At 43.1% G+C, this 24,906-nt stretch carries 21 protein-coding genes; 7 read left to right on the forward strand and 14 right to left on the reverse strand.

Annotation, left to right across the window (positions count from 1 at the left end):
- The coding region (locus tag F6J99_RS19650; RefSeq protein ID WP_293114516.1) for a hypothetical protein at window positions 1–207 on the forward strand (207 nt) is incomplete at its 5' end.
- A 386-nt stretch (window positions 208–593) separates the two neighbouring features.
- Here the strand turns inward: F6J99_RS19650 and F6J99_RS19655 are convergent.
- The 8 genes from F6J99_RS19655 to F6J99_RS19690 all read right to left on the reverse strand — a co-directional run bounded on the left by F6J99_RS19655 (window position 594) and on the right by F6J99_RS19690 (window position 12,494).
- Entirely contained in the window at window positions 594–1,619 is a 1,026-nt protein-coding gene (locus F6J99_RS19655; RefSeq protein WP_293114518.1) for a glycosyltransferase family 2 protein, read from the reverse strand.
- A gap of 40 nt (window positions 1,620–1,659) precedes the next feature.
- Window positions 1,660–2,685: a glycosyltransferase family 2 protein gene (locus F6J99_RS19660; RefSeq protein ID WP_293114520.1), complete on the reverse strand. Its 1,026-nt coding sequence runs from the start codon at window positions 2,683–2,685 to the stop codon at window positions 1,660–1,662.
- Window positions 2,686–2,836: 151 nt separating this feature from the next.
- Window positions 2,837–5,194 carry an oligosaccharide flippase family protein gene (locus F6J99_RS19665; protein ID WP_293114522.1) on the reverse strand — a complete coding sequence of 786 codons (2,358 nt, stop codon included), beginning with the start codon at window positions 5,192–5,194 and terminating at the stop codon, window positions 2,837–2,839.
- Window positions 5,195–5,254: 60 nt separating this feature from the next.
- Window positions 5,255–6,238, reverse strand: coding sequence for a glycosyltransferase (locus tag F6J99_RS19670; protein ID WP_293114524.1), 984 nt, complete (start codon window positions 6,236–6,238; stop codon window positions 5,255–5,257).
- A gap of 78 nt (window positions 6,239–6,316) precedes the next feature.
- Window positions 6,317–7,555 (reverse strand): O-antigen ligase domain-containing protein, encoded by a 1,239-nt coding sequence (locus F6J99_RS19675; RefSeq protein ID WP_293114526.1) that lies wholly within the window; start codon window positions 7,553–7,555, stop codon window positions 6,317–6,319.
- Window positions 7,556–7,630: 75 nt separating this feature from the next.
- Window positions 7,631–9,163 carry a hypothetical protein gene (locus F6J99_RS19680; RefSeq protein ID WP_293114528.1) on the reverse strand — a complete coding sequence of 511 codons (1,533 nt, stop codon included), beginning with the start codon at window positions 9,161–9,163 and terminating at the stop codon, window positions 7,631–7,633.
- A 253-nt stretch (window positions 9,164–9,416) separates the two neighbouring features.
- Window positions 9,417–10,478 (reverse strand): polysaccharide biosynthesis/export family protein, encoded by a 1,062-nt coding sequence (locus F6J99_RS19685; RefSeq protein ID WP_293114530.1) that lies wholly within the window; start codon window positions 10,476–10,478, stop codon window positions 9,417–9,419.
- A 348-nt stretch (window positions 10,479–10,826) separates the two neighbouring features.
- Window positions 10,827–12,494: an alkaline phosphatase family protein gene (locus F6J99_RS19690; RefSeq protein WP_293114532.1), complete on the reverse strand. Its 1,668-nt coding sequence runs from the start codon at window positions 12,492–12,494 to the stop codon at window positions 10,827–10,829.
- Window positions 12,495–13,792: 1,298 nt separating this feature from the next.
- On the opposite strand from F6J99_RS19690, the gene F6J99_RS19695 reads away from it, so the two are divergent.
- Complete coding sequence (locus F6J99_RS19695; protein WP_293114534.1) at window positions 13,793–14,560, forward strand: WecB/TagA/CpsF family glycosyltransferase; 768 nt, start codon at window positions 13,793–13,795, stop codon at window positions 14,558–14,560.
- Window positions 14,561–14,756: 196 nt separating this feature from the next.
- Here F6J99_RS19695 and queF read toward each other — a convergent pair whose 3' ends face one another.
- The 3 genes from queF to F6J99_RS19710 form a co-directional block, all read right to left on the reverse strand.
- A complete protein-coding gene (queF, locus tag F6J99_RS19700) occupies window positions 14,757–15,176 on the reverse strand; it encodes a preQ(1) synthase (protein ID WP_070390575.1) in 420 nt (139 codons plus the stop codon).
- A gap of 14 nt (window positions 15,177–15,190) precedes the next feature.
- Window positions 15,191–15,613 (reverse strand): hypothetical protein, encoded by a 423-nt coding sequence (locus tag F6J99_RS19705; protein WP_293114536.1) that lies wholly within the window; start codon window positions 15,611–15,613, stop codon window positions 15,191–15,193.
- A gap of 83 nt (window positions 15,614–15,696) precedes the next feature.
- Entirely contained in the window at window positions 15,697–16,062 is a 366-nt protein-coding gene (locus F6J99_RS19710) for a hypothetical protein (protein WP_293114538.1), read from the reverse strand.
- Window positions 16,063–16,226: 164 nt separating this feature from the next.
- Here F6J99_RS19710 and mnmA point away from each other — a divergent pair, with 164 nt between their 5' ends.
- Window positions 16,227–17,315 (forward strand): tRNA 2-thiouridine(34) synthase MnmA, encoded by a 1,089-nt coding sequence (gene mnmA, locus F6J99_RS19715; RefSeq protein WP_293114540.1) that lies wholly within the window; start codon window positions 16,227–16,229, stop codon window positions 17,313–17,315.
- A gap of 203 nt (window positions 17,316–17,518) precedes the next feature.
- On the opposite strand, the gene F6J99_RS19720 is transcribed toward mnmA, so the two are convergent.
- The 3 genes from F6J99_RS19720 to F6J99_RS19730 all read right to left on the reverse strand — a co-directional run bounded on the left by F6J99_RS19720 (window position 17,519) and on the right by F6J99_RS19730 (window position 20,303).
- The gene (locus F6J99_RS19720) at window positions 17,519–17,758 is read right to left on the reverse strand and encodes a 2Fe-2S iron-sulfur cluster-binding protein (RefSeq protein WP_293020856.1); all 240 of its coding nucleotides are present in this window, start codon (window positions 17,756–17,758) and stop codon (window positions 17,519–17,521) included.
- Between the two features lie 159 nt (window positions 17,759–17,917).
- Window positions 17,918–19,408 (reverse strand): cobyric acid synthase CobQ, encoded by a 1,491-nt coding sequence (gene cobQ, locus F6J99_RS19725; RefSeq protein ID WP_070390570.1) that lies wholly within the window; start codon window positions 19,406–19,408, stop codon window positions 17,918–17,920.
- Window positions 19,409–19,814: 406 nt separating this feature from the next.
- Window positions 19,815–20,303 carry an Npun_F0494 family protein gene (locus F6J99_RS19730; RefSeq protein WP_365973719.1) on the reverse strand — a complete coding sequence of 163 codons (489 nt, stop codon included), beginning with the start codon at window positions 20,301–20,303 and terminating at the stop codon, window positions 19,815–19,817.
- Here F6J99_RS19730 and F6J99_RS19735 point away from each other — a divergent pair.
- The 4 genes from F6J99_RS19735 to F6J99_RS19750 form a co-directional block, all read left to right on the forward strand.
- Window positions 20,297–20,722: a hypothetical protein gene (locus F6J99_RS19735; protein WP_293114542.1), complete on the forward strand. Its 426-nt coding sequence runs from the start codon at window positions 20,297–20,299 to the stop codon at window positions 20,720–20,722. The two genes, F6J99_RS19730 and F6J99_RS19735, sit on opposite strands and share 7 nt — an antisense overlap.
- 180 nt (window positions 20,723–20,902) lie before the next feature.
- A complete protein-coding gene (locus F6J99_RS19740; RefSeq protein WP_293114544.1) occupies window positions 20,903–21,337 on the forward strand; it encodes a peroxiredoxin in 435 nt (144 codons plus the stop codon).
- 129 nt (window positions 21,338–21,466) lie between these two features.
- Complete coding sequence (locus tag F6J99_RS19745) at window positions 21,467–23,449, forward strand: response regulator (RefSeq protein WP_293114546.1); 1,983 nt, start codon at window positions 21,467–21,469, stop codon at window positions 23,447–23,449.
- Between the two features lie 124 nt (window positions 23,450–23,573).
- Window positions 23,574–24,906: PAS domain-containing protein (locus tag F6J99_RS19750; protein WP_293114548.1), on the forward strand; the 1,333-nt coding region annotated here is incomplete at its 3' end.

Genomic DNA, 24,906 nt, shown 5'->3' on the forward strand with positions numbered 1-24,906 from the left:
GGTAATAGGTCATCAGGGGAGCTAGTCCTGGATGAATATTTGTACATTATCTATAGCCCCCTCATGGGTAATTGCTTGCTCTACTGGAAAATAGTACTAATGTTTAAGCATTGCAAGACCTGCTCCCGGGGCTGTGTGGGTAACCTGCGTCGGCACCGCTGTTTGCCCTGTGGAGACTCCCTGTTGCTTTGCTGCATGGCTTTATAGATCAGGACTTACGCATTTGCCCCCGTTGGTCACCCAATTCTGATACTGCTGGCGAATTTAACATTTAGAAATATCAGCCTGAAGACAGCAGTCTTTATAGCCCCCCAACCCCCAATTCTGGGGGAGCATGAACTTAAAGTTACCCATCTGCTACTCTTGTGTAAACAAATATTAATTTCGCCAACGGTATCAATTCTGGGGGACTTTGACCTCATTCCCCCCCAGAATTGGGGGGATAGGGGGGCGAAATAAACTTCACCGCGTAAGTCCTGTAGATGCTACAGATAGTTAATGGGTAATGGATGATTGACAGAGGCATTATCCATTACCCATTAACCAGCATGTATTGGTAGCAGAGCTTTACCTATTTGCTAATAGATGAAATTTCATGTACCTCTGATTGCTTGAGAAATCCGGCGCTTTTGTGAAGACCCTGTGGTTTTTAAAGCTAAAGCTTCTATATGCTTGTAAAGATTCTCAGGTATAAGCCAGAGCAAATAGGCCGCAGCCCCAGTTAACACGGTACGACGTGGTTCTTCCCAGAGCATCTGCCAGTAGGTACCCAGAGCTTCGTTGAAGAATTGGACAGCCATGGCACCATCTCTCAAAGTAACTGCCCTACGAGCTAGATACCTCAAATGGTAAGCACGGGCGCGGTTTTCCCACTCAACCACCACCTCAGGAGCATAGGAACGAGTCTTCTCGATTACCTGTTCCCAAGACCTTTGTTTTTTGAACAAGTTAGCTGATATACCACCGGAATTTACTCGGTATAGAGTCAAAGAGTCAGGAATGCCTTCCAGGTGCCAATTGGTTTGGATAGCAATGCGAAACCAACAATCCAAATCCTGTGACCCTTGCAATTCTTCATCCCAATAAAAGTCTTTGGTCTTTCCGTTGATAGTGTCTTTGTACTTAATGGCTTCAAATACCTCCTTGCGGAACACAGCACAGGAGCCATTACTAATAGGATTACGGCAAATGATGTCACCGATGGTGATGTCTTTGAGCTTGGGTAGTTGATAGATTCCTAGGGGATTTCCTGCTTCATCGATAAACCCAGAACAGCTAAAGCTAATCCCCAAATTGGGATTGTTTTCCAAATGTTCAATATGTTTTTCTAGCTTTTCAGGCAACCATAGGTCATCGCCATCTAAAAATGCTAAATACTCTCCCTGGGCTTGGCGGATACCTTCATTCCTTGCTGCATTAGCTCCCTGATTTTCCTGACGAATAATTTTGATTCTGGGGTCTAGGAACTGCTGGCAAATCTCTACACTGTGGTCAGGAGAACCATCATCAATCAGCAAATATTCAAAATTTTGGTAAGTTTGATCCAAAACTGACTGTACTGTAGCAGCAATATAATTTTCAACGTTGTAGACTGGAGTGATTACGGAAACTTTTTTCATTTTATAATCCATCTTATCTTATATTGAATGACTAAGACAATTATTGTCCAAGTTTGTCTTGTAAAATCTGACGTCTTTGGATCATTCCCACTACTTTGACAGCCAGAACTTCGAGGTAGGAATATAGGGGCTTAGGCAACAGCCAAAGTAAATAGGCAGCAGCCAAAGTCCGAAGGGTACGGCTTGGTTCTTCCAAGAGAAGACGCCAGTAAGTTGCCAAAGCACCGTTAATTAGTTTGACAGACATTGCTCCATCTTTGAGACGTACTGCACTACGAGCAAAGTTTCGCAATCGATAGGCCAGGGCTAAATTTCCCCACTTGTCAATCAAGTCAGGAGCATAGGAGCGAGTTTTTTCTAGTACTTGTTTCCAGGAATCTAACTGTTTGACTAAGTTCGCTGAAAGACTGGCTGAATTCACTCGATATAGGGTTAGTGCTTCAGGGATTCCCTCAATTTTCCAGTCTGTCTGAATCGCAATACGTAGCCAACATTCAATATCTTCAGCGCGGCGGAAGTTTTCATCAAAGTAAAAATCTTCTGTAGTGCCGTAAAGGTTATCTTGATACCTAATCGCTTCAAAGACTTCCCGTCGAATTACCGGAGCTGAACCATTACCAATAGGACTAGACCGGAATAAATCTGATCGGGTAATGTTCTTTAACTTAGGCATTAGATAAGTGTTCAATAAATTTCCCGATTCATCAATCAATGCAGAACGGCAAAAACTAACCCCTACCTCTGGAAATTTTTCTAAGTGTTCAATATGTCTTTCCAGTTTCTGAGGCAACCACAAGTCATCCCCATCTAAAAAGGCTAAATAATCTCCTTTGGCCTGGCGAATTCCTGTATTTCGCGCTCCAGCAAGTCCCCGATTAGTTTGATGAATAATCTTAATTCGATGATCCGAAAATTCTTGACAAATTTTTACACTACTGTCCGGGGATTCATCGTCAATAATGAGCACTTCAAAGTTGGTATAGGTCTGGTCGAGAACAGACTGCACCGCTGCTGCAATATAGTTTTCAACTCCGTAGACAGGAATAATGACAGAAACATGTTTCATTGTTTGGACACTGGTTTTCAAGAGAACTAGTTTTGAGTTAAACGTTTTTTAAAAAATTAATCCTGAAATAGGTAAAATAGATAAATATATGAAACTGACAACTGACCACTAAAAAATACCTCGTGAGCACTATTATCCTCCCAGAAACTGATCACAATTTTCTGCCCAAGTTTACTAGACTGTCTGTCATTTGTGATCTGGTAGGTAAGGTAGGACCGTCTACCAATTGCAGTTGGGGATAATACATAATAGATGAGTCTGACTTAACTAGTTCCCATTGGCTTAAAACAGAGGAATAGACGGTTTGTGCAATGCGTAAATCTCGCTCTATAATTTCCAGAGTCAAGGCATCTTGGCACATTTTGCTAAGTTTTACTTCAAGCTGAGAAATCTGAAACTCTAGATCCCTGGCCTTGTCCTCACTACCTTGTAGTTGTGGTTTAATATCATCCATTTCTAAGGTTGGATCATCTTGGAATAAGCTAGCTTGAGGCTGATGGTGAACAGGATTCATCACCTGAGGATTTGTAGAATGACTATGATCAGACTGAGTCGGTACTAGCTCAGCCAGCAATTCAATCTTTTTGCGCCGTAATTCAATCTTTTTGCGCCGTAGTGCTTCTATTGTCTCTAAGAGCTGGTTTAAAGGCAATCCTATCTTCGCCGTTTTTTGAGCTAGGCGTTGCTGTGCATTTTCTAGATCATTTTCGGCTGACTTTATATACACTGGGATAGTCTTTTGTTGTTGAGCAATTTCTTGCTTTCTGAGTTGTTCCAGTCTTTTGTTAAACGCCTGATTAATCGCGAAGGCTCTTCGTTGGGCTTCCTCAGGGGTGACTCCTGAAATTTCAAAAACCATCATTGTAGAGTTATCGATTAGTTGAATCGAAGGCTTATCTAAGCTATCTACAGATATATTTAGCTGCTTTGCCGCTTCTTCTAAAACCCCCACACTTTCAGCTATCAACTTCAGGTGTTTTCTGGGATCATCGATGCGATCGCTTAACCCGGCACTGCTATTACTGTTATTACTGTGATTACTGTGATTACTGTGATTACTGTCAGCATCACGAAATTCAGAACCCTGAGTGTTAGGGAATGTCCCACTACTGGCTAATGATAATGTCCATTGGCTGACATAAAAGTGATCAGTATCAGTCTCATCGTGAGATTGGAGTATAGTATGAGATTGGAGTACAGTATTCTCTAAGGCTACAGGAGAGGTTTCAGGTTTAGCAAAGACATACCTAGCAGACCAAACCACAAATAAGGGAATTAAAAGCGCATGAACCAGTAAAACCGATACAGCGACCGTGATGATTCCCCATTTCACTGCTATCAGTAGACTACAGGAAAATATCATGGTAAATAATACATTCCAGAGCAAGCCAATGTGCGGTTTTTCAATGGCTGCTAAAAGCTGAAATCCAGCAATATCAAAGGGTCTAGGAATTGCTGATAAGCAAACTAAAATGACGATGGGAACCACCATACTCCAGCCTTCCGTATTAATTTTTTCCCCAACCATAATGGGAATATAAAACGGAACTAGACTTGATTGTAAAGCAACAAAACCAACAATCACTCTTCCAATCGTCTTCAGACTGTTAAAGTATGTTTGCTTAAATTTCGATAAGTTTGTCCGTACTTCACATAGGGCAGGGTATAAAGCAGTAGTAATCGATTGGACGATAGTTAAGCTAATTCCCAAGCCAGCATTGTAAGCAAAGTAGTAAACACCTAATAGGTCAATTCCTATAAAGCGACCAATGATAAGATAGTCGAGAGTTTCCCTGAGAGTCTTTAAAAGTTCAATCCCCAGGAAATTGATTCCAAAGCGAAAAATTTTACCCCAGTATTTGGTTGTGAAAGAGCCAGTTCTCCGCCAGGGATGTTTGAACAGATAGGTAATGAATTCTATAGGGCTAGCTATTAGTATGGGAAGTATTATCGCCCACATCCCCAGATGAAGAACAGCAAAGACAGCGGTTAGGATATTGGCGGTGGCATATCTGAGAGCGCGAGCTGTAGCTGTTATCTGAATTCGATTATCCCTTTGAATTAGTGCTGACTGTACTGCCCCTAAGGGAGCAATCAAAAAGTTAAATGCTAATAGACAAATGGGTAAAATAAGTTGGTTATCTTTATAAAACCACGCAACTGGAAAAGCAGCAAGGCACTGGATAACGAATAGACTTGCAAAAAGTACCCAATTTAACCAATAAGCACTATTACAAATGTCTTCCAGCTCATCGGCTTCCGCCTGTATAATTCTAGCATGAACACCGATCCGCGTTACTGTTTGTGAATATTCATAGGTCGTCAGAACCAGTGCAGCTAATCCAAAGTCATGGGGAGTTAAGAAGCGTGGCAAAATAAACGTTGCACCTAAACGGGAAACCCGAATAAATGCCTGGGCAACTCCCATCCAACCAAGATTGCGAGTAAAAGTGCTTCTATTACCTAGTTTGTGCTTGATGCGACTCCCGATTGTTTTGACAATGTTCACAGTGGATCTCCCATCCTGCCATCCTTTTGATGATTGATATCTATCAAATTATAGTGGTAGTTAGTGCTCTGAAATCATCCGATTATCCACAGATACCATCGGCATTTTCTGGCCGATTAGTTGGATTAAATGTCCAGCTAATTTTTTAGGCATAATTTTGATTATTAATAGTTTTAAAATTAGACGGATAGTTTCCTTACTTAGCAAAAATTTGGGGTAAAGTTTTATGGAATAGCTAAGTTTTTGACTAGCTAGCTTTACTCCTTCATCATCAAAAGCATTAGCTATACACTGCTTAGCCAGATAACGATAGGCATTCGCTAAACTTTTATTTTTAAGAGACTTAAGTTCTGGTGGAGCTGCCTTGAATGCTCTTTCAATTACAATTAGGTTCGCCTTCTCCATGACATCCACTTTAGAGGTCATTGACTGGGAAGAGCGACGGTAGAGAATTTGGTATTTAGGAACCAGTACAAAAGGACATAAAGCTGCTAGCCTGAGGTAATAATCCCAATCTTCAACTGATTTTAGGCATGGGTCAAATTCTCCAGCGGCTTCAATATACTTCCGCTTTACCATGATATTGGAACCACTGGATATGAAGTTACGAATTAGTAATTCGGGATAAACATTACCCTCCCAATAAAGTGGTTGCCAAGCAAACAAAAATTTGCTATTCTCATCTATAAAGGCAGTCCAACTGTAAGCCACTCCAGCTTCAGGATTTTTTTGGAGTGCTGCTAACTGTAGCTCCAATTTATCGGGTTTCCATAAATCATCGGCATCTATAAACGTAATAAATTCGCCCCTAGAGCGACGAATGCCACGATTACGAGCCACTGGCAATCCGCCATTTTCATAGGAGAACACTTTCAATCGATCATCGTTGACTGTACTGATTACATCTAATGTACCATCAGTTGAGCCGTCATTAATAATAATTAACTCAAAATCTGAAAAGGTTTGTGCTTGAATCGATTGGATCGTTTCTAATATAGTTTTTTCTCCGTTATAAACTGGAACTATTACAGATATGGTGGGCATGGCGATTATCCTTTTTTTGTATATAATTAGTTCATGGTGATTTACCACCAGAGGTCTAGACAAACCCCTTGAGCATTTTTATTTTAGTCCCATCCCTACTACAACCAAACCAGGCCAGTAGAGGTAAGCTAATCCCTCTAGATTTTCCCCAAACGAGAACAGGATACAAATTAATAGTATTGTTAGTGCTGTTGTGGCAACTTTACTCCTTTGAGCTTTAATTAAAAGCTCTATAAAAGTATAGACTATAGGGATAAATATTCCAATAAAACCGACGATTCCATGAGTATATAAAGCACCATACCAAGTGTGGTGACTCCCAATAGGCATACCAGCGACAACATCAGGGCCTTTACCCACTTTAATGGCATGACCCCAAATCGGTGCATCTTCTTCCCACTTACGGTGAGAAAGCCGAGCTAAGGCCGACCTAACCCGCGACGAAGCAGATCTTTGACCGGAAAAAGAGTCTTTCAAGTTTCTAGCTATCATTAGCAGTTGGGGACCAAATAGACCACCAATAAAACTCCCTATTCCTGCTGTAATTTGGATAGCGGGTTCGGTGAGATTTCCCAAAAATGTTACCAGTATTGGTATACCCACTAAGCAGATTATCCCCATCCGGGACACTGAACCCACAATTGCAGCAGCACAGCCAATCATACCAATAAAACGCCACTTTATGTCCGGGTCTCTACTACTCAGGAAAAAGTGTATGTTACAGGCAAATGCCAATGCTGGAGCCCAAGGCGCAAATAAGAAAAGGCGTGTTTCACCACTTTTGATCACGTAAGGACTTACGGCGTAGTAACGTTGACTGTTACCACCAATTTTTGCCATTAGGGTGCTAGTATACAAGGGCATCTCTAACCCAGTCAGACTTAACCCATAGGTAATTGGCACCAAGATCAGAGTTTGTAGGGAAAGGATAGAAATTGCTCTATAGATTATTTGTGGTCGGATGTTGAGGCAACCAATTAAAGGAAATAAGGCGAGAAGGGCCCAAGTTCTCAAAAAGGAGTTAATAAAAGATTTTATAGTTTTAACAGTTGAGAAACCCCAATCTAAATGACCCACAACTAAGGCTATGCCAATGACTGATATGCAAACAATCCAGACCCATACTCCAATGGGAATCCGAATCCTTTCTTCCGGTGGAGTATCTGATGTTTGCTGCCAAAGCTTTTTAATTAGATAAAAGGTTAGCAGCCAAGCTAGGGCTGGGGCAAAAACAAACTGTGCGCCTAAAAAAAATAATAAGTAGGTTGAAATTATATAATAGAAAACTACTTTTTCTTCAAAGTTTTGGGGTTTCATTAAAGCCTGCCTAATGGCTTAGGTTACTGGTGCCAGCCTATGATGTCTAGCTTGATAACAAGTGGATTAGTTGGATCAGAAATCTTTTCTTTGGTTCCCCATTGGCGATGTTAAGCTATTATTAGATGTTGTGAAGCTATTATTCGATGGTTGAGAACGTAAGGGTGGAACATCAGAATTAAACGATTCTACTTTGCCGTAGATTGAGGCTTCTGATTTACCTTGTACATGGGGACGTAACCAGAGTAAAAATAGTCCTGCACTAATTAACAATGAACCAGCTGTTGCACCAAGTAAAGCCGATGACTTTTTCGGTGCGATCGCGTCTGGGGGTAAGCTTGGTTCAGCTAGCAGCTGAACTTGAGGATAGGAAAGGGATTGGTTGAATCGACCAATCGCTGATTGAGTTAAGGTTGAAGCATAGATAGTTTCCGCAATGCGCATATTGCGTTCTAGGATCTCCATCCTCAAGGCATCCTGGCTCATTTGTCTGAGTTTGGCTTCCAGCTCAGCAATCTGGTTGGTTAATACCCACGCTCTAGCTTCCACACCCTCTTGCCGTGCTTGCACCTCAACAATTTGGCGTAGCAAATTTTCCCGGGAAGAACCAGTTTCAGGCCCAGAGTTAACACTGAGCTGGTCGATAATTGCCAAAGACATGGGGCGACCTAACAGAGCTTGACTACGCTGTAGCAAAGCTGCTTTAGCACTCTCTTGCTTGCTCTTTTCGTCCACTACAGATGGATGCTTGGAACCGTATTTGGAACTCAAAACCGTCAGGGCTGCGGTAGCCTGACTGTATTCCCTTAGGGTTTGCTGAAATATCTGGTCAGCCTTAAGTACAAAAGCATCAGCAGCTTGTCCAGACGACAACTTTAGATTAGCTGAGAGGTTGCTAAGATTGGCTTTTGCTTCTCGCCCTTGGGCCAACAAATCGATTTGTTGTTGTCGTAAACTTTCTATAGTGGATGATAGCTGGTTAACTTGTTCTTTAGAGTTCAATCCGGTTCTAGCTTTGTGTTCAGACAGGCTTCTCTGAATGTCTGCTAAATTTTTCTTAGCTGCCTGCAAATCAGCTTGAACTGGTAGCTGATTGTTTCCTACTTCTTCTTGCCTAAGTTGTTCAAGTCTATCCTCGAAAGCCTGGTACATAGCCAAAGCTTTTTGTTGGGCTTCCTCAGGAGAGTCTCCTTTGATTTCAAAGGCCATCATAGTTGAATTGTCAACGATTTTAACCCTAGGCTTGCCCAACTCTTCAGGGGACATGTTCAGGAAACTGGCAGCATCCTTCAGTACCGGCTTACTTTCAGCAATGAATTTCATCTTTTCCCTCGGGTCATGGGAGCGATCGCCAAATGGTGACCTAACATCTGAACTCGCTCCCCCTAATTCTGGGATATTAATTCTGGTGGATGAGCCTGAGACAGGAAGTGATACTCTCCATGTACTGGTATAAGTTGGCTGAGCTGATTTCAAATAAAAAAATGTTAAGCCCCAAATTCCGGCATTAATAGATATCCCTAAACACAAGTAAAATAGCCAACGTAGAGGCATGAGATTTGATTTTTCATAGGGATATGGGGCTATGGTCTTATAATTAGTAGTCATTGGAGCATCTCACCTGGCAAATCCACATTTTTAGTTTTAAGTTTTAGTCTTAAGTTGTAGTCTTAAGTTGTAGTCTTAAGTTATAATTTTTTATATTTTATATGATTAAAGACTTGGCAGATAGTTTTATAGAACTATCAAGCAATGGCTTAAACCCGTAGCCAATACACCCCTGATGAAGAGTCAGATCTCGTGAGCTTATAACTTGTGATAGATATATTAATTATAACATTTGAGCTATCCTAAATATGAATTAGGGTATAAATATGTCTTTAATAATCCGAATGGGATTGAAGATATCCCCAATAAAGTCAAAAACACTTTTGACATTAGTGACCGTTGAATCATAGCAAGCGACACTATCTCTTGGCATCAGCACTGGATTAACTTGGTCATCATTAGGCTTCTTAACCAAGTCCTCTACAGAACGTTCTATTGCCAAAGTTTCCCCAGTAGTACGGTCAGTTTGCAGTAACAGAGCACGGCGATCTGCATTTGTGCTTTCTGTACCTCCAACACAACTAGCAGCAATTACAGCTTGAGATAGACGGGAGCCATATTCAACTTCCTGGATTCTAAGCTCACGTCCATTATTGGGATTAGTCAAATTGGAGAGAAACACAGGAATAGTTGAGGGAGTAAGCTGGGAAGGTCTGGCTAGATAATATTGAGGCAACTCCCGAGTAGGAACAATGATTTGGTCTCCAGCAATCAAGGGAATATCTTCTACTGGTGATCCGCTGAAGACACCAGATAAATCAATTACCTGTTCTTGTTCACCCCGAACCAAGCGCACCTGTTCAATGTTGGCATTTGGTTTGATGCCACCAGCCGTTAAAATAGCAAAGGTTAGGTAGCGTTCTGGAGGATAGTCTCCTGAGACAGTAGCAATCGATGCCGGTAAGTCTCGACCTTTAGAATCCGTATCATTAATCAAAACCCGACCAGGTTCAAAAACAGCTCCTCCGACAGTTACCTGAATTGGAGCCCACTCAAACAGTTGAATGCTGACTTTAAGGAAATCAGGCTGAAAAAAGCCCCCTTCTAGCAAAGCCTTGACTAGGTCTTGCTCGATTTCTGATACTTCTCGACCCGCTGCCGCTATAGGATCTAGGTAGGGAAACTTGATGTAACCATCCAAATTAACTTCATAGGTGGCACTGAAGCGTTCAGCTTCCGGGATTTCTTCTTCGCCAGCCACAAAGAGTCTAAGGCGATCGCCAGGAGACAGTGGTAGAGCCCAACTGGGAACTGATACACCTATTGCTGCTACGGTAGTAATTAACCCTGCTATCCAAAACTTGAGAATGGACATTGAAGAATCTGTGGGTTTACAACTATTACTTAGTGCTATTACTTAGTGATAACACTTAGTGATAACACTTAGTATAGGGGAGTTTCTGTGACTGTTTGAGTGTTGAGTGACGATCAACACTCAACACTCAAACATTCAACAAAAAACACTTAATCACATTGCGACTAACTAAACTATGTAAGTAACTATAGCGTTTGTATATAGGTTGTAAACAGCCGTATTGCCGAAAAATGCAAGAGGCAAGAGCCATCGATCAAAGAGGGGCAAGAGCTCCGGAGTTTTATTGCAAAATCACAAAAGACCTTCTAGGTTTACATCTCAAATACAAACGCTATGGTAAAGTTTAAGTTAACCAACCACAACAGTTTCTTTAATTGCCGAGAGGGGCTTACCCTGAAAATAGTCAGGAATCGGCGCTCCCATCAAATTCAGAATAGTGGGGGCTAAATCTAGAGAATGACCAGCTGGTAAACTAGAACCTGGCTCAATATCTTGTCCTTGAATCACCAAAAAGCCATCAGAGCGGTGAGAACCAGTACGATTAAAGGGCACTGGACCAATCCGTCCAATATCGGGACTATCTACTACGTCAGTGGCATATTTTTCTTGCCAGATCACGACTAAGTCACCATCAGGTAATTTGGGACCAGTTTCAGTTGCCGATTGGCGGGTGCGGATAATTTCCTTCACCATTGGTTCCCCAGTGCGAGCATCTTTAAGCTGGTAGAGTTTTTGAGTCAATTCCTCACATACAGCATCGTACTGATCAGGGGCGACAATACCGTGAGGTTCCCTTCCCTGGAGATTAATCCTGATATATCCTTCCGAATAACTAGGCAACGCGAATGCTTTCATCTGAGGCCAGCAGGGTTGGTACCATGATGGACTCTGGAAGAAGAATGGATCGGATTCTGCCTGCATCTTGAACGGAGAAATGAGATCTGGTCCAGGAGTGGAACCAAACAAGGGTGCGATAGGATTGAAAAGTTTGGTAGGGAGTTGACGTCTTAAAAAACCTTTGAGTGGATTCGATTCATGCTTGAGGCTCCACACTTTCCCCATCCAACCCTTTTTCGCCCTGGCATCATTGACTAGGGGTTCTGGGGGTTGACCATAGTTGCCACGACCAATGCCATATTTACCTGGGAAACTCCAGCGATAGAGAAATTCTGGCAGGAACAACATACTCGGTAGATCCATGACGTTAGACCCCATACCATGGGCAGCAAATACTACGACCTGGGCATTATCCGGGGCTTTGCTCACAATTCCACCAATGGCTTCGTCAATAGCTTCAAAAATTTCTAACACGGGATCTCCAGGGCATTTAGCACCTACAGATGGGTAGAGAGGATGATCCTGCTGACTCAGGTGCCAGAAGTAATGCCCTGCAGTATGGGTTTCACCAAAGATTGTTAAGAAGAAATCCCACGGCATCTGCTGCAACAAGTCTTGACAAATGGCACCCCGGCGTGCTATACCAATCTCCAGTTGTTCCTGAAGACCCTTGAGTGCTGCCACATCCATAATACTGGCATGGTCTTTGCGTAAGACAGGATGCTCACCATGCTTATCAATCACATCCTGTAGCAAGGATTTGGGTATGGAATGACTGGGAGTCTGAGGAGAGTGAGCTCCCCAAGCAAGGACTTGCAACCCATTGACCTGATTGGAAAGGGGAGCTTGAGGCATATCAAAGACTGCCACCTGATAGTCATCTCCCAAGGCATAGAAGGGTTGATACTCAGAAAAGTCGTAGGCTTGAATGTCTTCTACTTCGTAAGTGCCTTCCTTAATTTTCAGAGGTGCCCAGTACCCTGTTTGCTCAGGAGAACAACCAGTGAGGAATGTTGTCCACGGAGTCTCAGCCCGGTAGTATTCGTATGTCTTTAGACGTCCGTAAGATCCCTGTTCTCGTAAGCGACGCAGATTTTTCAGATGCCCTTGAGATATCCATTGCTCTATCAAGGCAGGGTCGGCAGCATCCAAGCCAATGGCAATTACTGGGTTTCTCATGGTTTTGGTTGGTAGATCTGTGGGTAATTTTCTGGTAGGTTAATTAGTGTGCCTAGTTTAGCTCAGCATCTAACCCTACACATAACAATAGTCGGCTTCACACAGATGAAGGTTGAAGGATCGATGAATCTTAGAGTAGACTTTTATAAAGTTTCTGTAAAGACTACTGCTATCGATCACACTATGTAGTCTACTTGTATAAGTAGCAAAGAGTTGAGGCATTTGTTAGCTCGACTAATGCTCAGACTCGGCTGGTGAGCTACTACCTGCTAAAAAATCTTCTTAAAATAAGCCATAAACCTGATCAAGACTACCTGATCAAGACAACGACTCGTGAGCAGTGAAAATTACCATCGTTAGCTCATTTATGTATAGTCGATGAAGACTATTTAAAGATTTTATTAAGCTCAGAGAAAATACTAGCCGGGACTCGCCCATAGGCTATGATATTAATGGTAAAATCAACCATTAACTAACCATCAATCAACCATAAAGGAGGACTGGTGCAACCGTAAAAACCAGTAGTTTTAATTAAAGTAAATACCTAATACATAACAACTAAATTAAGCATAAATCAAGCCTAAACCAGGCTATCCTTACTAAGGATTATAGAAAGGAATTGACTTGAGGTTTTTAAGCTCTAAACATCTAAGCAGATCGGGATTTACTAGGAGGATGGAAAACGTAATTCATTCCTAGACAGACTGATTGATTAAATCAGAGTTGACTCTAATCTATAACGTTATGATTAGTCACCAATTCTCCCCTCGATACGATCTAGTTCACGGTGTGACAATTAGATGAAATATTTCGTTAAATAATTAACACTGTAATGATCGAAATTAATCGCTTATTAACACAGTCAACTAGAGCTTAATGCTAATGCCAAAATAGATTTATTTCAAATTTATGAGATAGTTGTTATAAAACCCTGGTGTAATCTACATCAAGGGATTACTGTTTTTTTGATTAGGGAATATCTATAGGTTCAGCTATCTATAAAACAGGTGCGACCCGTGGCGAATTTAATTACGGGTCAAGGGCACCTAAGGGTATTTACCAATTTTTCAGAGCTACTATAGTCAAATTTATAGTCAAATTACTAAAACTGTGATAATGTAATTTTATTCTTTCCCAAATAAAATCTTGTTCGAAACAGTATCAAGCTAACTTGGTTAGCTGATTGGTAAATGGTAAATTGACTGAGTTTGGTTCCAAGTCTGAAGATTGTTGGTAAAAACTTGACTGTTTTTATTGCTTATCCCTTAGTTAGGAGAGACATCGTCAAAAGGTTAAACATGAGAGAAATAGTCAAAATATTAAACTTAGAGATTGATAATATATCAAAGTCAGAGCTTTTAAAGCGGCTCGATAGCGGGGTTATTTTTACTCCCAATGTCGATCACTTAGTCAAGCTACAAAAAGACCCTGAATTCATGAAGGCATATCGAATTGCCGATTATAGATTATGTGATAGTAAAGTTGTGTATTATGCGTCGAGATTCTTGGGGTCACCCATACAGGAAAAAATTTCTGGTTCTGACCTTTTTCCAGCTTTTTATCATTATCACAGAAACAATGAGACTATTAAAATATTTCTCTTAGGTGGACGAGAAGGAGTCGCTAAAAAAGCTCAAAAAAATGTCAATGCTAGAGTTGGCAGAGAAATTGTTATCGCTGCGCATTCCCCATCATTCGGATTTGAGAAGAATGAAGCTGAATGCCAAGAAATCATAGAAATGGTTAAAAACTCTGGAGCTACAGTACTAGCTGTGGGGGTTGGTGCGCCTAAACAAGAAAAGTGGATACACAAGTACAAAGATCAACTACCAAGCATTAAAATATTCATGGCAGTAGGTGCCACCCTTGATTTTGAAGCAGGAACCAAACCAAGGTCGCCTCTATGGATGAGTGAGGTAGGATTGGAATGGTTACACAGGCTATTATCTGAACCGCGACGGTTGTGGCGGCGATACCTATTTGATGCTCCGGTCTTCCTTTGGTTAGTGTTGAAGCAAAAACTCAAGAGTTATCTGTTGCCACCAGCTAGGGTCAATCTGAATTGAGCCCAAGTTACATTGAGCCCAAGTTACATCGTTTCGGTTTATATCGAAATGGTTTGGAGGAAAACCTCGAAGATCCAAAGGACAGGAAGGGAGGGAGGGACAAAATTGATCATTCCGCCATTCTCTTAGGTCACTGACCAAGCTAACTGGATCCTCAAGATTACCGATTACTGATTACCGATTACTTTTGTACTAATTACTTTTGGTGTCGCACTTCTACAACGGTGTGAACATTACCCCGTGGGTTATAATCCCCCTTGATGGTGACTTCTTCTGGGTTACAGGCGGCTACGAAGTCATCTAAAATTTGGTTTATACTCTCTTCGTGGGAGATGTAGCGATCGCGGTAGGTATTGATATACAACTTAAGCGCCTTTAGTTCTACCACCAGTTCATTGGGAACGTAGGTGATGTAAATTGTGGCAAAGTCCGGATAACCAGAAAAGGGGCACTTGCAAGTAAATTCCGGTAAGGTGATGTTTATGTGATAGGGACGACCGATACGGGGATTTGGAAAGGTAATAAGTTTGGCTTGGGCAATTTCCTGTTCACCGTATTTAATCTGGGGTGTATCTACTTCTGGTGATGCTTGTTCCTGGGTAAAGGAATTACTCATTGGTTTTGCTAGGATTAGAAACGATTTGAGGAATTTCTAGGATGGGATTCCCAGTCAGGACAATCTTCTGTGTCCCAACCATAGGGATGCATAGCGCAGACTAATAAATTTCCACCATAGGCTTGACCGTGATAATGGCGGCAACCTATGCAAGCAGGATGTTTCTGTGAGGATGGTGTCACGGAATCAGGAAAATCCTCGTCTGTTTCACTGACCATAACCTCAAAGTCAAAATAAATCTCAACAAACGGTTCAACAATATCTTGCAAACACTGGTCAATTTCCGCACCAATGGCATTGTCTACCTGATTGGCAAACTCCTCAACTTCATTGGCAAACTCCTCAACCGCCTCACTGACACCCTCAAAGAACTCATCGACCATATTAGCCACTGATTCGAGGGTTTCAAAAATACTTTTAGACCAATCATCTTCCATAGTAAATAGTTACTCAACCACCATGATGTGCTAAACCAGTGTTGTTGACAAGTTGATTATAAGTGCTAGATAAGTGCTATAAGTTAGCGCTTGAGCCGACGTAATTCTTCTTGCATAGCTTGCACCTGCTCGCGTAGTTTGTCAACATTCTGCTCTTCAGGTGGTGCTGATTCTTCTTCATCAGCAATAATCTCAATCCGGCGCGGCTCAGGTTTAGGATCATTAGGCTGAGCTTGAGAGGATTGCTGTTGCCCCTGTTGCACTAAATCTTCCACCAGTTTACGGGCTTCCTCGGTAGTCATTTCCCCTTTTTCTACCAGTTCATCTACCAGTTTCTGAGCTTGACCTCGCACTTCTGACAAGGTTCCCCCAGCTTTCTCCCCTGCAGCAGCAGCTATACCAACGCCTAGATAAAACGCTTTTTGAACCAAATTTCCAAAACCAGCCATGAACACTGATACTCCGAGAGTTCTCCTATTACTCTATGATTCCAGGATAGGAGTGAAATCCCACTTTGCCCACTCGACTTAAGGTAGACGGACTTAAGGGTCAGCAGGATTACAATAATAATATACAATGCCATACCTCCCTAAGGTAGAAATCTGTTGAGTTCATGAATAAAGTTGTTGTTGGCTTGTCTGGCGGAGTAGACAGTTCCGTAGCTGCCGCCACCCTCTATCACAAAGGATACGAAGTTGTCGGATTGACCCTTTGGTTAATGAAAGGGAAGGGTCAATGCTGCTCTGAGGGAATGGTCGATGCAGCGTTTATCTGTGAACAATTAGGGATTCCCCACCATATTGTGGACAGTCGCGATGTTTTTCAGGAAAACATTGTGGATTACTTAGTGTCAGGTTACCAATCTGGGATTACTCCACTGCCTTGTTCTCAGTGCAACAAGGCAGTGAAGTTTGGTCCGATGCTGACCTATGCCCATGAGACATTGGGGATTGATAAAATAGCCACAGGTCACTATGCCCGGATTACTTATGATGCCGAATGCGATCGCTATCAATTGCGGCGAGCAATAGACTTGACAAAAGACCAATCATACTTCCTGTATGACTTGACTCAAGACCTGCTGGCGGCTTCCCTATTTCCTTTGGGAGAACTGAAGAAAACAGAAACGCGACGCCTTGCTGCTGAGTATAATCTCAAGACTGCTGATAAACCAGAAAGTCAGGACTTGTGTTTAATCGAATCCCACGGTTCCATGCAGAAGTTCCTGGACAAGTATATTTCCCAAACCACAGGTGACATCGTGGACTTGGATGGAAATGTGGTAGGGCAACATCAGGGAATTCACCACTACACCATTGGACAACGGAAAGGGCTAGGTATAGCTGCTCCCAATCCGTTGTATGTGATTGCCCTAGATGCAGCCAGGAATCGGGTAATTGTAGGGGAACGCTACCAAGCCACCCAACCTGAATGTACTGTTCATCGGGTCAATTGGGTATCGATTCAGGAACCTACTGTTCCCATTCGAGCTTCTGTGCAAGTTCGCTATCGCTCACCTGCTGTACCTGTGAATGTGATTCCTCTAGAAGGAAATCGGATCAAATTAGTGTTCGATGAACCACAATTCAGCATCACCCCAGGACAGGCTGCTGTTCTGTATGACGGGGAGCTGGTGCTTGGAGGTGGCATTATTGAGCAGTTACCAGAGAAAATTGCCAATGGCAAATTGGTTGAAGGTTGAAGGTTGAACGGGATGGACGAAGTCCCGCTTTCAGCGATCGCGTGGCCTTTAGGCCAAGGTTGTCTGTCAGAATGCAGAATGCAGAATGCAGAATGGTGAATTGAGAATTTAGAATTCCCAATTCACCATTCTAAATTCTCAATTCTCAATTCTCAATTCTAATAGTGACCTTGACCAACGCCAATTGCCATGGTATTTATAGACTACCAATTCGTGTCAGAGTAGAGATTAATCGTCAGCTGTTCATAACCTGCAGGTACAGCAGTGATACAAGAACAGACAGTCGGTCCATTTTCTATGTCTACCTCACAGGCATGACAAGAACCCATCAGGCAACCTGTGGCAATGAACACACCAGCACGTTCAGCCACTAGAAGGATGGGTTCTCCGACTTCGGCCTCAACTGTCACATCATCTGGTAGAAAGCGAACGCTTACACTCATGTTTGATTAGTCATTTCATCTGTTAGTTTTTTATTGTTAATTTTTTAGTTAATTGTTTACGTTTTAATTTCTATTTTCCCTTAAGGATTTTCCAGTTTCCATTTTCCCTTCTCAAGTTTACTTTTTACTTTTGAAAAAACTAATCTGATAGTTAACGGTCTAAGACCTTAAAATCGGGGTTAAATCAAGATGAGATTCGATAGTATCAGCCAGTGAATTCAAAAGCGCTTCTCGTTGTTCCCGATAGTTGACAACCCCAGTAGGGAGAGAAGGTAGCCCTCGTCTGGAGCGCAGTTGATTCAACCAGGCACGTCGCCAAGGACTATTGTCAAACATGCCATGGAGATAGCTGCCCCAAATTGATTGATTCACGTCAACAATTCCCAAACCATGGTCATCGAATAACGCTCGATAAGCAGATTTATTGTCTCCCATCTCTGCCTCCAACATTCGGGAACGCCCCTGATGAATTTCGTAACCAGTAATGGGTAAGCCAACTTGGGGATAATTAGAGGTCACCATCCGTTGACGGGCAACTTTGCCACTAGTAATCAAGGTTTTTAACGGCAACAAGCCTAATCCTGGATGACGACCCTGTTTACCCTCTAATCCATCGGGATCAACTAGGGTTTTGCCTAGCATTTGGAATCCCCCACAAATTCCCAAAATGGTCCCACCTGAGGCAGCGTAGTTTTGAATTTGCTCAGCCATGCCACTTTTTTGGAGTACCATCATATCCGCAATGGTAGTTTTCGTCCCTGGGAGAATCACGGCATCTGGATATCCCAAGGTTTCATTTGGTGACAGATATTTCAAAAAGACGCTCGGTTCAGCTTCGAGGGGGTCAAAATCAGTAAAGTTAGAAATTCGAGGTAAACGAATTACTACGATAGTGACTTCCTGATTGGACTTGTTCCTGCTGTTGCGATCTAGTAAGTCAAGGGAATCTTCAGCGGGAAACAGTATATCAATCCAGGGAATAACTCCAACAACAGGAATACCAGTGCGTTCTTCTAACCATTTTATCCCGGGTTCGAGCAGCGATCGCTGACCCCTAAACTTATTGATCACGACACCTTTAATCAACGCTCTCTCCTCTGGTTCGAGCAGTTCGAGAGTACCGATTACGTGAGCAAAAGACCCTCCACGGTCAATATCTACCACCAGCAAGGTGGGAGCTTTGAGGTACCGCGCCACTCGCATATTGGTCAAGTCGCGGTGCTTGATATTAATTTCTACTGGGCTACCAGCTCCCTCGCACACGACTAAATCAAACTCATTGGTTAAGCGTCGCAGTGATTCTTCAATCACCTGCCAACCCTTATCAAAGTACTTCTCGTAGTAATCCCCAGCACTAACCTTCCCTACGGCTTTACCCATAAGAATGACCTGGGAGGTCATGTCACCTTGGGGTTTGAGTAAAATTGGGTTCATTTCCACACAGGGAATGACACCTGCAGCCCAAGCTTGTACAGCTTGGGCATGTCCAATTTCTCCACCATTGGGTGTAACATAGGCATTTAGAGCCATGTTCTGACCCTTAAAGGGACACACACGCCAGCCTTGTCGCGAGAGCAGGCGACATAGAGCTGTGGTTATCAAGGATTTTCCTGCGTGGGATGTAGTACCCACCACCATAATCGCTTTCATAATTCAGGGTTAGGGCGTCAGAACTAGCCTAGATGAAATAAATTTATATATCACCCTGTCACCAACTTGATTTAAACCGACAATCTTAGCTTCAACCGCGAGAAGCATCACATCTCAATGCTACGCCATGAGTGCTTGAAGTTACCGCAATCAGAGGGTCGCCTTACTACAAAGAGATTTAACCCTTAACTCACAGACTGCCAACTATAAAGGCGACCCTCTGATCAGGTTTCATCTAGGAGATGAAACCTGATCAGAGTTTTTAACAAGTAGGGAACTCAAAATCGTTTATATCGTTTATAATGAAAGTAGTAGGGTCAATCAAATTAAGAGCTAACCGCCACCTACTTGCCTAAAAAATAGAACTTATTGTATTGTAAGGCGTGCGGAGGGGCATCCCGTATCGTCAATAAAGCTTACCGAGTATCCTAAGCAATGGCTGGAGTTGGTAAGAAGCCCACACTGTAATCTTTGATTCAGTGTGGGAGTATGTCACCCAGCGATTCAAGGTATGATGGAGTCGATCTGATAGTGAGGGTGGAGGTAAGGTTTCTCCAAGCCGTTCCCACTTTTCTAACAACTGACGACCCAAAGGTGTCAATCGAAAACTATCCGTAATTCCCTGACCGTCTACTTCTCGACGTAATACACCCACTTGAATCAACCACATTAAATCATTTTCTACTGCCAATTCCGACCTAGGCCGCGTTGTGTAGTTTCTCTCGACACCTTCAAGACCTACTATAGATAAGAGTGGAACACTGTTAGAACGCATCGCTGCCAATAAAGGCATCTGGAATGGCAAACAGCGCATTGCTTGCTCTGCACGTTTAGTAGTTCGGTCAGGATATTGAATAGGCTGGCTACCTTGAGACTGAATTGAAGTTCTTGCCACAGTTACTAAATCTTAGAACTATACTGACCGCCGATTATTTCTATATTAAGGGTTTTTTGAGATTAGAGGCCAACCTTTGGTGGTTTACTCTAGAAATTTTTGGTAAGCATATGCGCTACTTGAGGTGCGGTCAGCGGTCAGCCGTCAGCGGTCAGCCGTCAGCCGTGGGCTTTTGGCCCACGCTGCTTGAGGTGCTTTGTGGCACAGGCTTTGGCCTTGGCCTTGGCCTTTGGCCACGCGGGGCGCGTTTGGCCACGCTGTGCGAACGACGCTGGGACTTCACTCAGCATTATTCCAATGCTTACCTGTTGTCAGCCATGCAAAGCGCGAGTGGGGGTTTCCCCCTGTTCCCTTGCTGCATCGCTTATTCAAAAGCAACTCAAGTAGCACCATCTGTAGCGCTAATCGCTGATAACTGAATGCTGAATGCTGAATGCTGAATGCTGAATGCTGAATGCTTACAAATTTTTGAATTTATTCAAGACCCACGCCAAACTGGGCAACAAAGGCACTTCTGTATAATAGTGCTTTAAGACGTAAGTCCTATTAGTGTAAACTTTATACATAAGTTCAGTATATTTCTATAGGAAACAAAAGTTATGGCTCTTCAAGTTGGCGTGGATGCACCAGCATTTACTGTCAAAGACGACGAAGGCAATACCGTTTCACTGTCCGACTTTGCGGGTAAAACTGTAGTGCTTTATTTTTACCCCAAAGACGATACTCCAGGGTGCACCAAGGAAGCCCAAAGCTTTCGGGATAACTACACTGAGTATCAAGGTAAAGACATGGTGGTACTCGGTGTCAGTATGGATGATGAGGCATCCCACAAACAATTTAAGGAAAAGTATGGTCTGCCTTTCACCCTGCTAGCGGATACGGATGGCTCAATTACCAAGGCTTATGATGTTGATGGTGGCGGTTACTCCAAGCGCGTAACCTACATTATCAACGGCGAGGGCAAAATTACTCACGTTGATGAGACCGTAAAAACGGCTACCCACGCTCAAGATATCTTGACAGCCATGGGCTAAGCTAAGTCAAAAGCCTCAAACTTCGTCTAAATTTTTTTGAATTTGGGCGAAGCAGTGATTATTTATCTAATCTATATATATAAACTAGAAACTAACCAATCCCCTTGGTGCTGGAGCTGTTAAGTCCTCGTGAGAATCCTGCTAGTAGAAGACGATGAAGGTATTGCCAAAGTAGTAACGGCAGCGCTAGCTAGTCAACATTATCAGGTTGATCTAGCTACAGATGGGGATGAGGGCATAGAACTAGCAGAGATATTTAAGTATGACTTGATTTTGCTAGATTGGATGCTGCCCAAGCTCAAGGGGATTGATTTGTGCAAGCAGCTGCGAAACGCACGCGATCGCACTCCGATTATACTCCTCACTGCCCAAGACACCAGCACTAACAAAGTCGAAGCTTTAGACGCAGGAGCGGATGATTATTTAGTCAAGCCCTTAGACATACCTGAATTATTAGCCAGAATTCGCGCAGTGCTGCGGCGCAGCAGCACCCCTTTACTCCCGGTGCTTGAGTGGGGATTGCTCCATCTTGACCCCAGTAACTGCCAGGTCAGCTACGATCAGGAACTGTTGCATCTGACACCTAAGGAGTATGGTCTAGTAGAGTTGTTTTTACGGAACCCCCACCGCATCTTTAGCCAAAGTTTCCTGCTAGATAATCTGTGGTCTTTTGAAGAACCCCCTACAGAAAATGCGGTTAGAGCTCATATCAAAAGTTTAAGGCGGAAACTCAAGCAAGCTGGAGCCAAAAATGATTTAATTGAAACCGTCTACGGCTTGGGGTATCGGCTCAGACAACCGCCTGAGGAAGGTTCAGCTCAAACAAAGACTGAGAAAAACAAAGGCAAAAAAGCCGGGAAAAAGACCCCATCTAACCTAAAACAATCAAAGGTCAAGAGTGATAGTTCCGTTTCCCCAGTCCCTAAGGCTCAATCCCAAGAACCAAAGCAATCAGGATTAAGTGCTATTTGGCAGCAGCAGAAGTCAAAGTATATCAAGCGGATCAATGTATTAGACCAGGCGGTGATGGCTTGGCGAGATGGTAATCTCACCGGAAAGTTGCGACAGGAGGCTTTACGGGAGGCACACACCCTAGCCGGTTCCCTCGGTAGCTTTGGATTTGATCAAGCCTCCCTCAAATCCCGTGAAATTGAGCAGATATTGCAATCTGGTAAAAAAGGTAGCAAAGAGACCATAGCACATTTGTCTCAACTAGTGGTAGAACTACGACAACAACTAGAGACAGAGCCTAACCTTCCAAAACCTACAGAAAGTCTACCACTCCCAACTTTCCACTCCCCATTCCCTATTTCCCACTCCCCACGACTACTGATTGTGGATGATGATGTAACACTAGCGCAAGGGTTAGCCTCAGAGCTAGCAGCCTGGAAAATTCAGGTTGAGGTGGCGGGTGATATATCTCAAGGGAGAAAAGCAATTGCTGGTAACCGCCCCGATGTAGTTCTGCTAGACTTGTGTTTTCCTGAATCATTGGGAAATGGTTTCGAGCTGTTAGAAGAACTGAAAACAACTAAGCCCCCTGTACCTGTTGTAGTATTTACGGCTCAAGAGAGTTTTGCTGAACGAGTCAGAGTGGCTCGTTTGGGGGGAAGGGGTTTTCTTCAGAAGCCTGTAGCACCTCAAAAGGTGATGGATGCGATCGCTAAAGCGTTGCAACAATCTGGTCCACCACAGGCAAAGCTATTGATTGTTGACGATGACCATCAAATCCTGGATCAGCTACGCACTGTGCTAGAACCTTGGGGATTTCAATTGACTTTGCTAAACGATCCACAACAGTTCTGGGAGACCATAGAGGAGTGTACTCCTGACTTACTGATTTTGGATGTGGAAATGCCGCAGTTTAGTGGTATTGACCTGTGCCAGGTGGTACGCAATGACCCTCGCTGGGGAGAGTTACCCGTGTTGTTTCTCTCTGCTGTTCAAGATGCTGAAACTGTGCAGCAAGTGTTTATGGCCGGGGCTGATGATTACGTACAAAAGCCAATCAGGGCTCCGGAGTTATTGGCTCGCGTGTTGAATCGCATTGAGCGCAGCCGACTAAGACTTAGTATAATAGCACAGAAGAATAAAATGTTGTCAGAAAAATAAATAACCCTGGTCAGTTAGTGGACGTAGAATTGGCAGATCGGACATAGTAGAGTTGATCACATTTTATTCACAGTTGATGGTTAACGGTTGACTGTCAGCAATCATGTCAATTGTCAACCTAATTATGATCAATTTCTTTGACTATATCTTATTGGCCGAAACCTTTATTCCCCAAGGTAACTGCTACCTTGGGCAGCCTAACTTGATCTGGCTGCACCTGATCAGTGATTCCCTAATTACCCTAGCCTATTATGTGATTCCCATACTGCTAGTGTACTTGATTAGGCAGCGGCAGGATCTGCCTTTTAAGGGACTTTTGATTTTGTTTGGGGCGTTTATTATTTGCGGTGGCACCACTCACCTGATCGAAATATGGACTCTTTGGGATCCAGCTTACTGGCTATCAGGCTCTATTAAAGCAATTACAGCTATAGTTTCTGTCTACACCGCCATAAAATTATACTCTATTCTACCTCGAATCCAAAATTCACCTAGTCTGGCTGGACTTGAGCAGCTCAACCAGGAGCTAAAATCTCAAATTGAAGAGCGTATTTTGGCAGAGCAATCCTTACGGAAACGTGAGCAACGCTGGCAATTGGCACTACAGGGAGCTAATCAGGGAATTTGGGACTGGAACCCCAAAACCAATGAAACGTTTTTCTCCAGCCGATGTAAAGAAATGCTGGGGTATGATGAAAACTACGAAATCGGAAACTATAAGCATCAATGGTGGACACACATCCATCCCGATGATGTAGACCAGGTGATCAAAGCCATGGAGGATCACTTAGCCCAGAAAACCTCCTATTACGTTCAAGAGTATCGCTTACGGTGCAACGACGGCAGCTACAAATGGATTCTTGACCAGGGACAAGCAATTTGGGATGAAGCAGGTGATGCAGTGCGGGTGGTTGGCTCAATTACCGATATTAGCGATCGCAAGCAGACAGAAGAAGCATTTCTTGAAAATGAAAAGGCGCTGAAGTCCAACCAAGACCGGCTCGACGCAATTATGAGTTCTCTTCAAGACGTGGTGTGGTCAGTATCACTGCCTTCTGGGATACTGCGCTATGTTAATATCGCCTTCGAGCAAGTTTATGGTCGCCCAACTTTCGAGCTATTCAGCGATCAAGACAACCTCTGGCGACAGTTTATTGTCCCAGAAGATTTTGAGCGTGTTGATAAGGCATGGGAAGCTGTTCAAGAAAACCGTCGTCAATCGTGGGATTTAGAATATAGAATTCAGCTCAGTAATGGAGAAATTCGCTGGCTGAATGATCGCGCTCATGTGGTTATCCGTGATAATGGCACCTCTGTACATCTTCACGGCATCACGACGGATATCACGAAGCGTAAACAGCAAGAAGCTGAACTGCAACAACTCAATCGAGAATTGCAACAACTCAATCGAGAATTAGAAATTAGGGTTCAACAGCGCACAGCTGCTTTACTCGAAA

Source organism: Moorena sp. SIO4G3, assembly GCF_010692305.1.
Taxonomy (GTDB): domain Bacteria; phylum Cyanobacteriota; class Cyanobacteriia; order Cyanobacteriales; family Coleofasciculaceae; genus Moorena; species Moorena producens_A.

What these genes read in the sequence shown, in the direction of transcription:
- F6J99_RS19740 (WP_293114544.1), top strand. Translation starts at nt 20,903, where the DNA reads ATGGCTCTTCAAGTTGGCGTGGATGCACCAGCATTTACTGTCAAAGAC.
- F6J99_RS19670 (WP_293114524.1), bottom strand. Translation starts at nt 6,238, where the DNA reads ATGCCCACCATATCTGTAATAGTTCCAGTTTATAACGGAGAAAAAACT.
- mnmA (WP_293114540.1), top strand. Translation starts at nt 16,227, where the DNA reads ATGAATAAAGTTGTTGTTGGCTTGTCTGGCGGAGTAGACAGTTCCGTA.
- F6J99_RS19720 (WP_293020856.1), bottom strand. Translation starts at nt 17,758, where the DNA reads ATGAGTGTAAGCGTTCGCTTTCTACCAGATGATGTGACAGTTGAGGCC.
- F6J99_RS19660 (WP_293114520.1), bottom strand. Translation starts at nt 2,685, where the DNA reads ATGAAACATGTTTCTGTCATTATTCCTGTCTACGGAGTTGAAAACTAT.
- queF (WP_070390575.1), bottom strand. Translation starts at nt 15,176, where the DNA reads ATGAGTAATTCCTTTACCCAGGAACAAGCATCACCAGAAGTAGATACA.
- F6J99_RS19675 (WP_293114526.1), bottom strand. Translation starts at nt 7,555, where the DNA reads ATGAAACCCCAAAACTTTGAAGAAAAAGTAGTTTTCTATTATATAATT.
- F6J99_RS19680 (WP_293114528.1), bottom strand. Translation starts at nt 9,163, where the DNA reads ATGACTACTAATTATAAGACCATAGCCCCATATCCCTATGAAAAATCA.
- F6J99_RS19690 (WP_293114532.1), bottom strand. Translation starts at nt 12,494, where the DNA reads ATGAGAAACCCAGTAATTGCCATTGGCTTGGATGCTGCCGACCCTGCC.
- F6J99_RS19685 (WP_293114530.1), bottom strand. Translation starts at nt 10,478, where the DNA reads ATGTCCATTCTCAAGTTTTGGATAGCAGGGTTAATTACTACCGTAGCA.
- F6J99_RS19655 (WP_293114518.1), bottom strand. Translation starts at nt 1,619, where the DNA reads ATGAAAAAAGTTTCCGTAATCACTCCAGTCTACAACGTTGAAAATTAT.
- F6J99_RS19705 (WP_293114536.1), bottom strand. Translation starts at nt 15,613, where the DNA reads ATGGAAGATGATTGGTCTAAAAGTATTTTTGAAACCCTCGAATCAGTG.
- F6J99_RS19710 (WP_293114538.1), bottom strand. Translation starts at nt 16,062, where the DNA reads ATGGCTGGTTTTGGAAATTTGGTTCAAAAAGCGTTTTATCTAGGCGTT.
- F6J99_RS19695 (WP_293114534.1), top strand. Translation starts at nt 13,793, where the DNA reads ATGAGAGAAATAGTCAAAATATTAAACTTAGAGATTGATAATATATCA.
- cobQ (WP_070390570.1), bottom strand. Translation starts at nt 19,408, where the DNA reads ATGAAAGCGATTATGGTGGTGGGTACTACATCCCACGCAGGAAAATCC.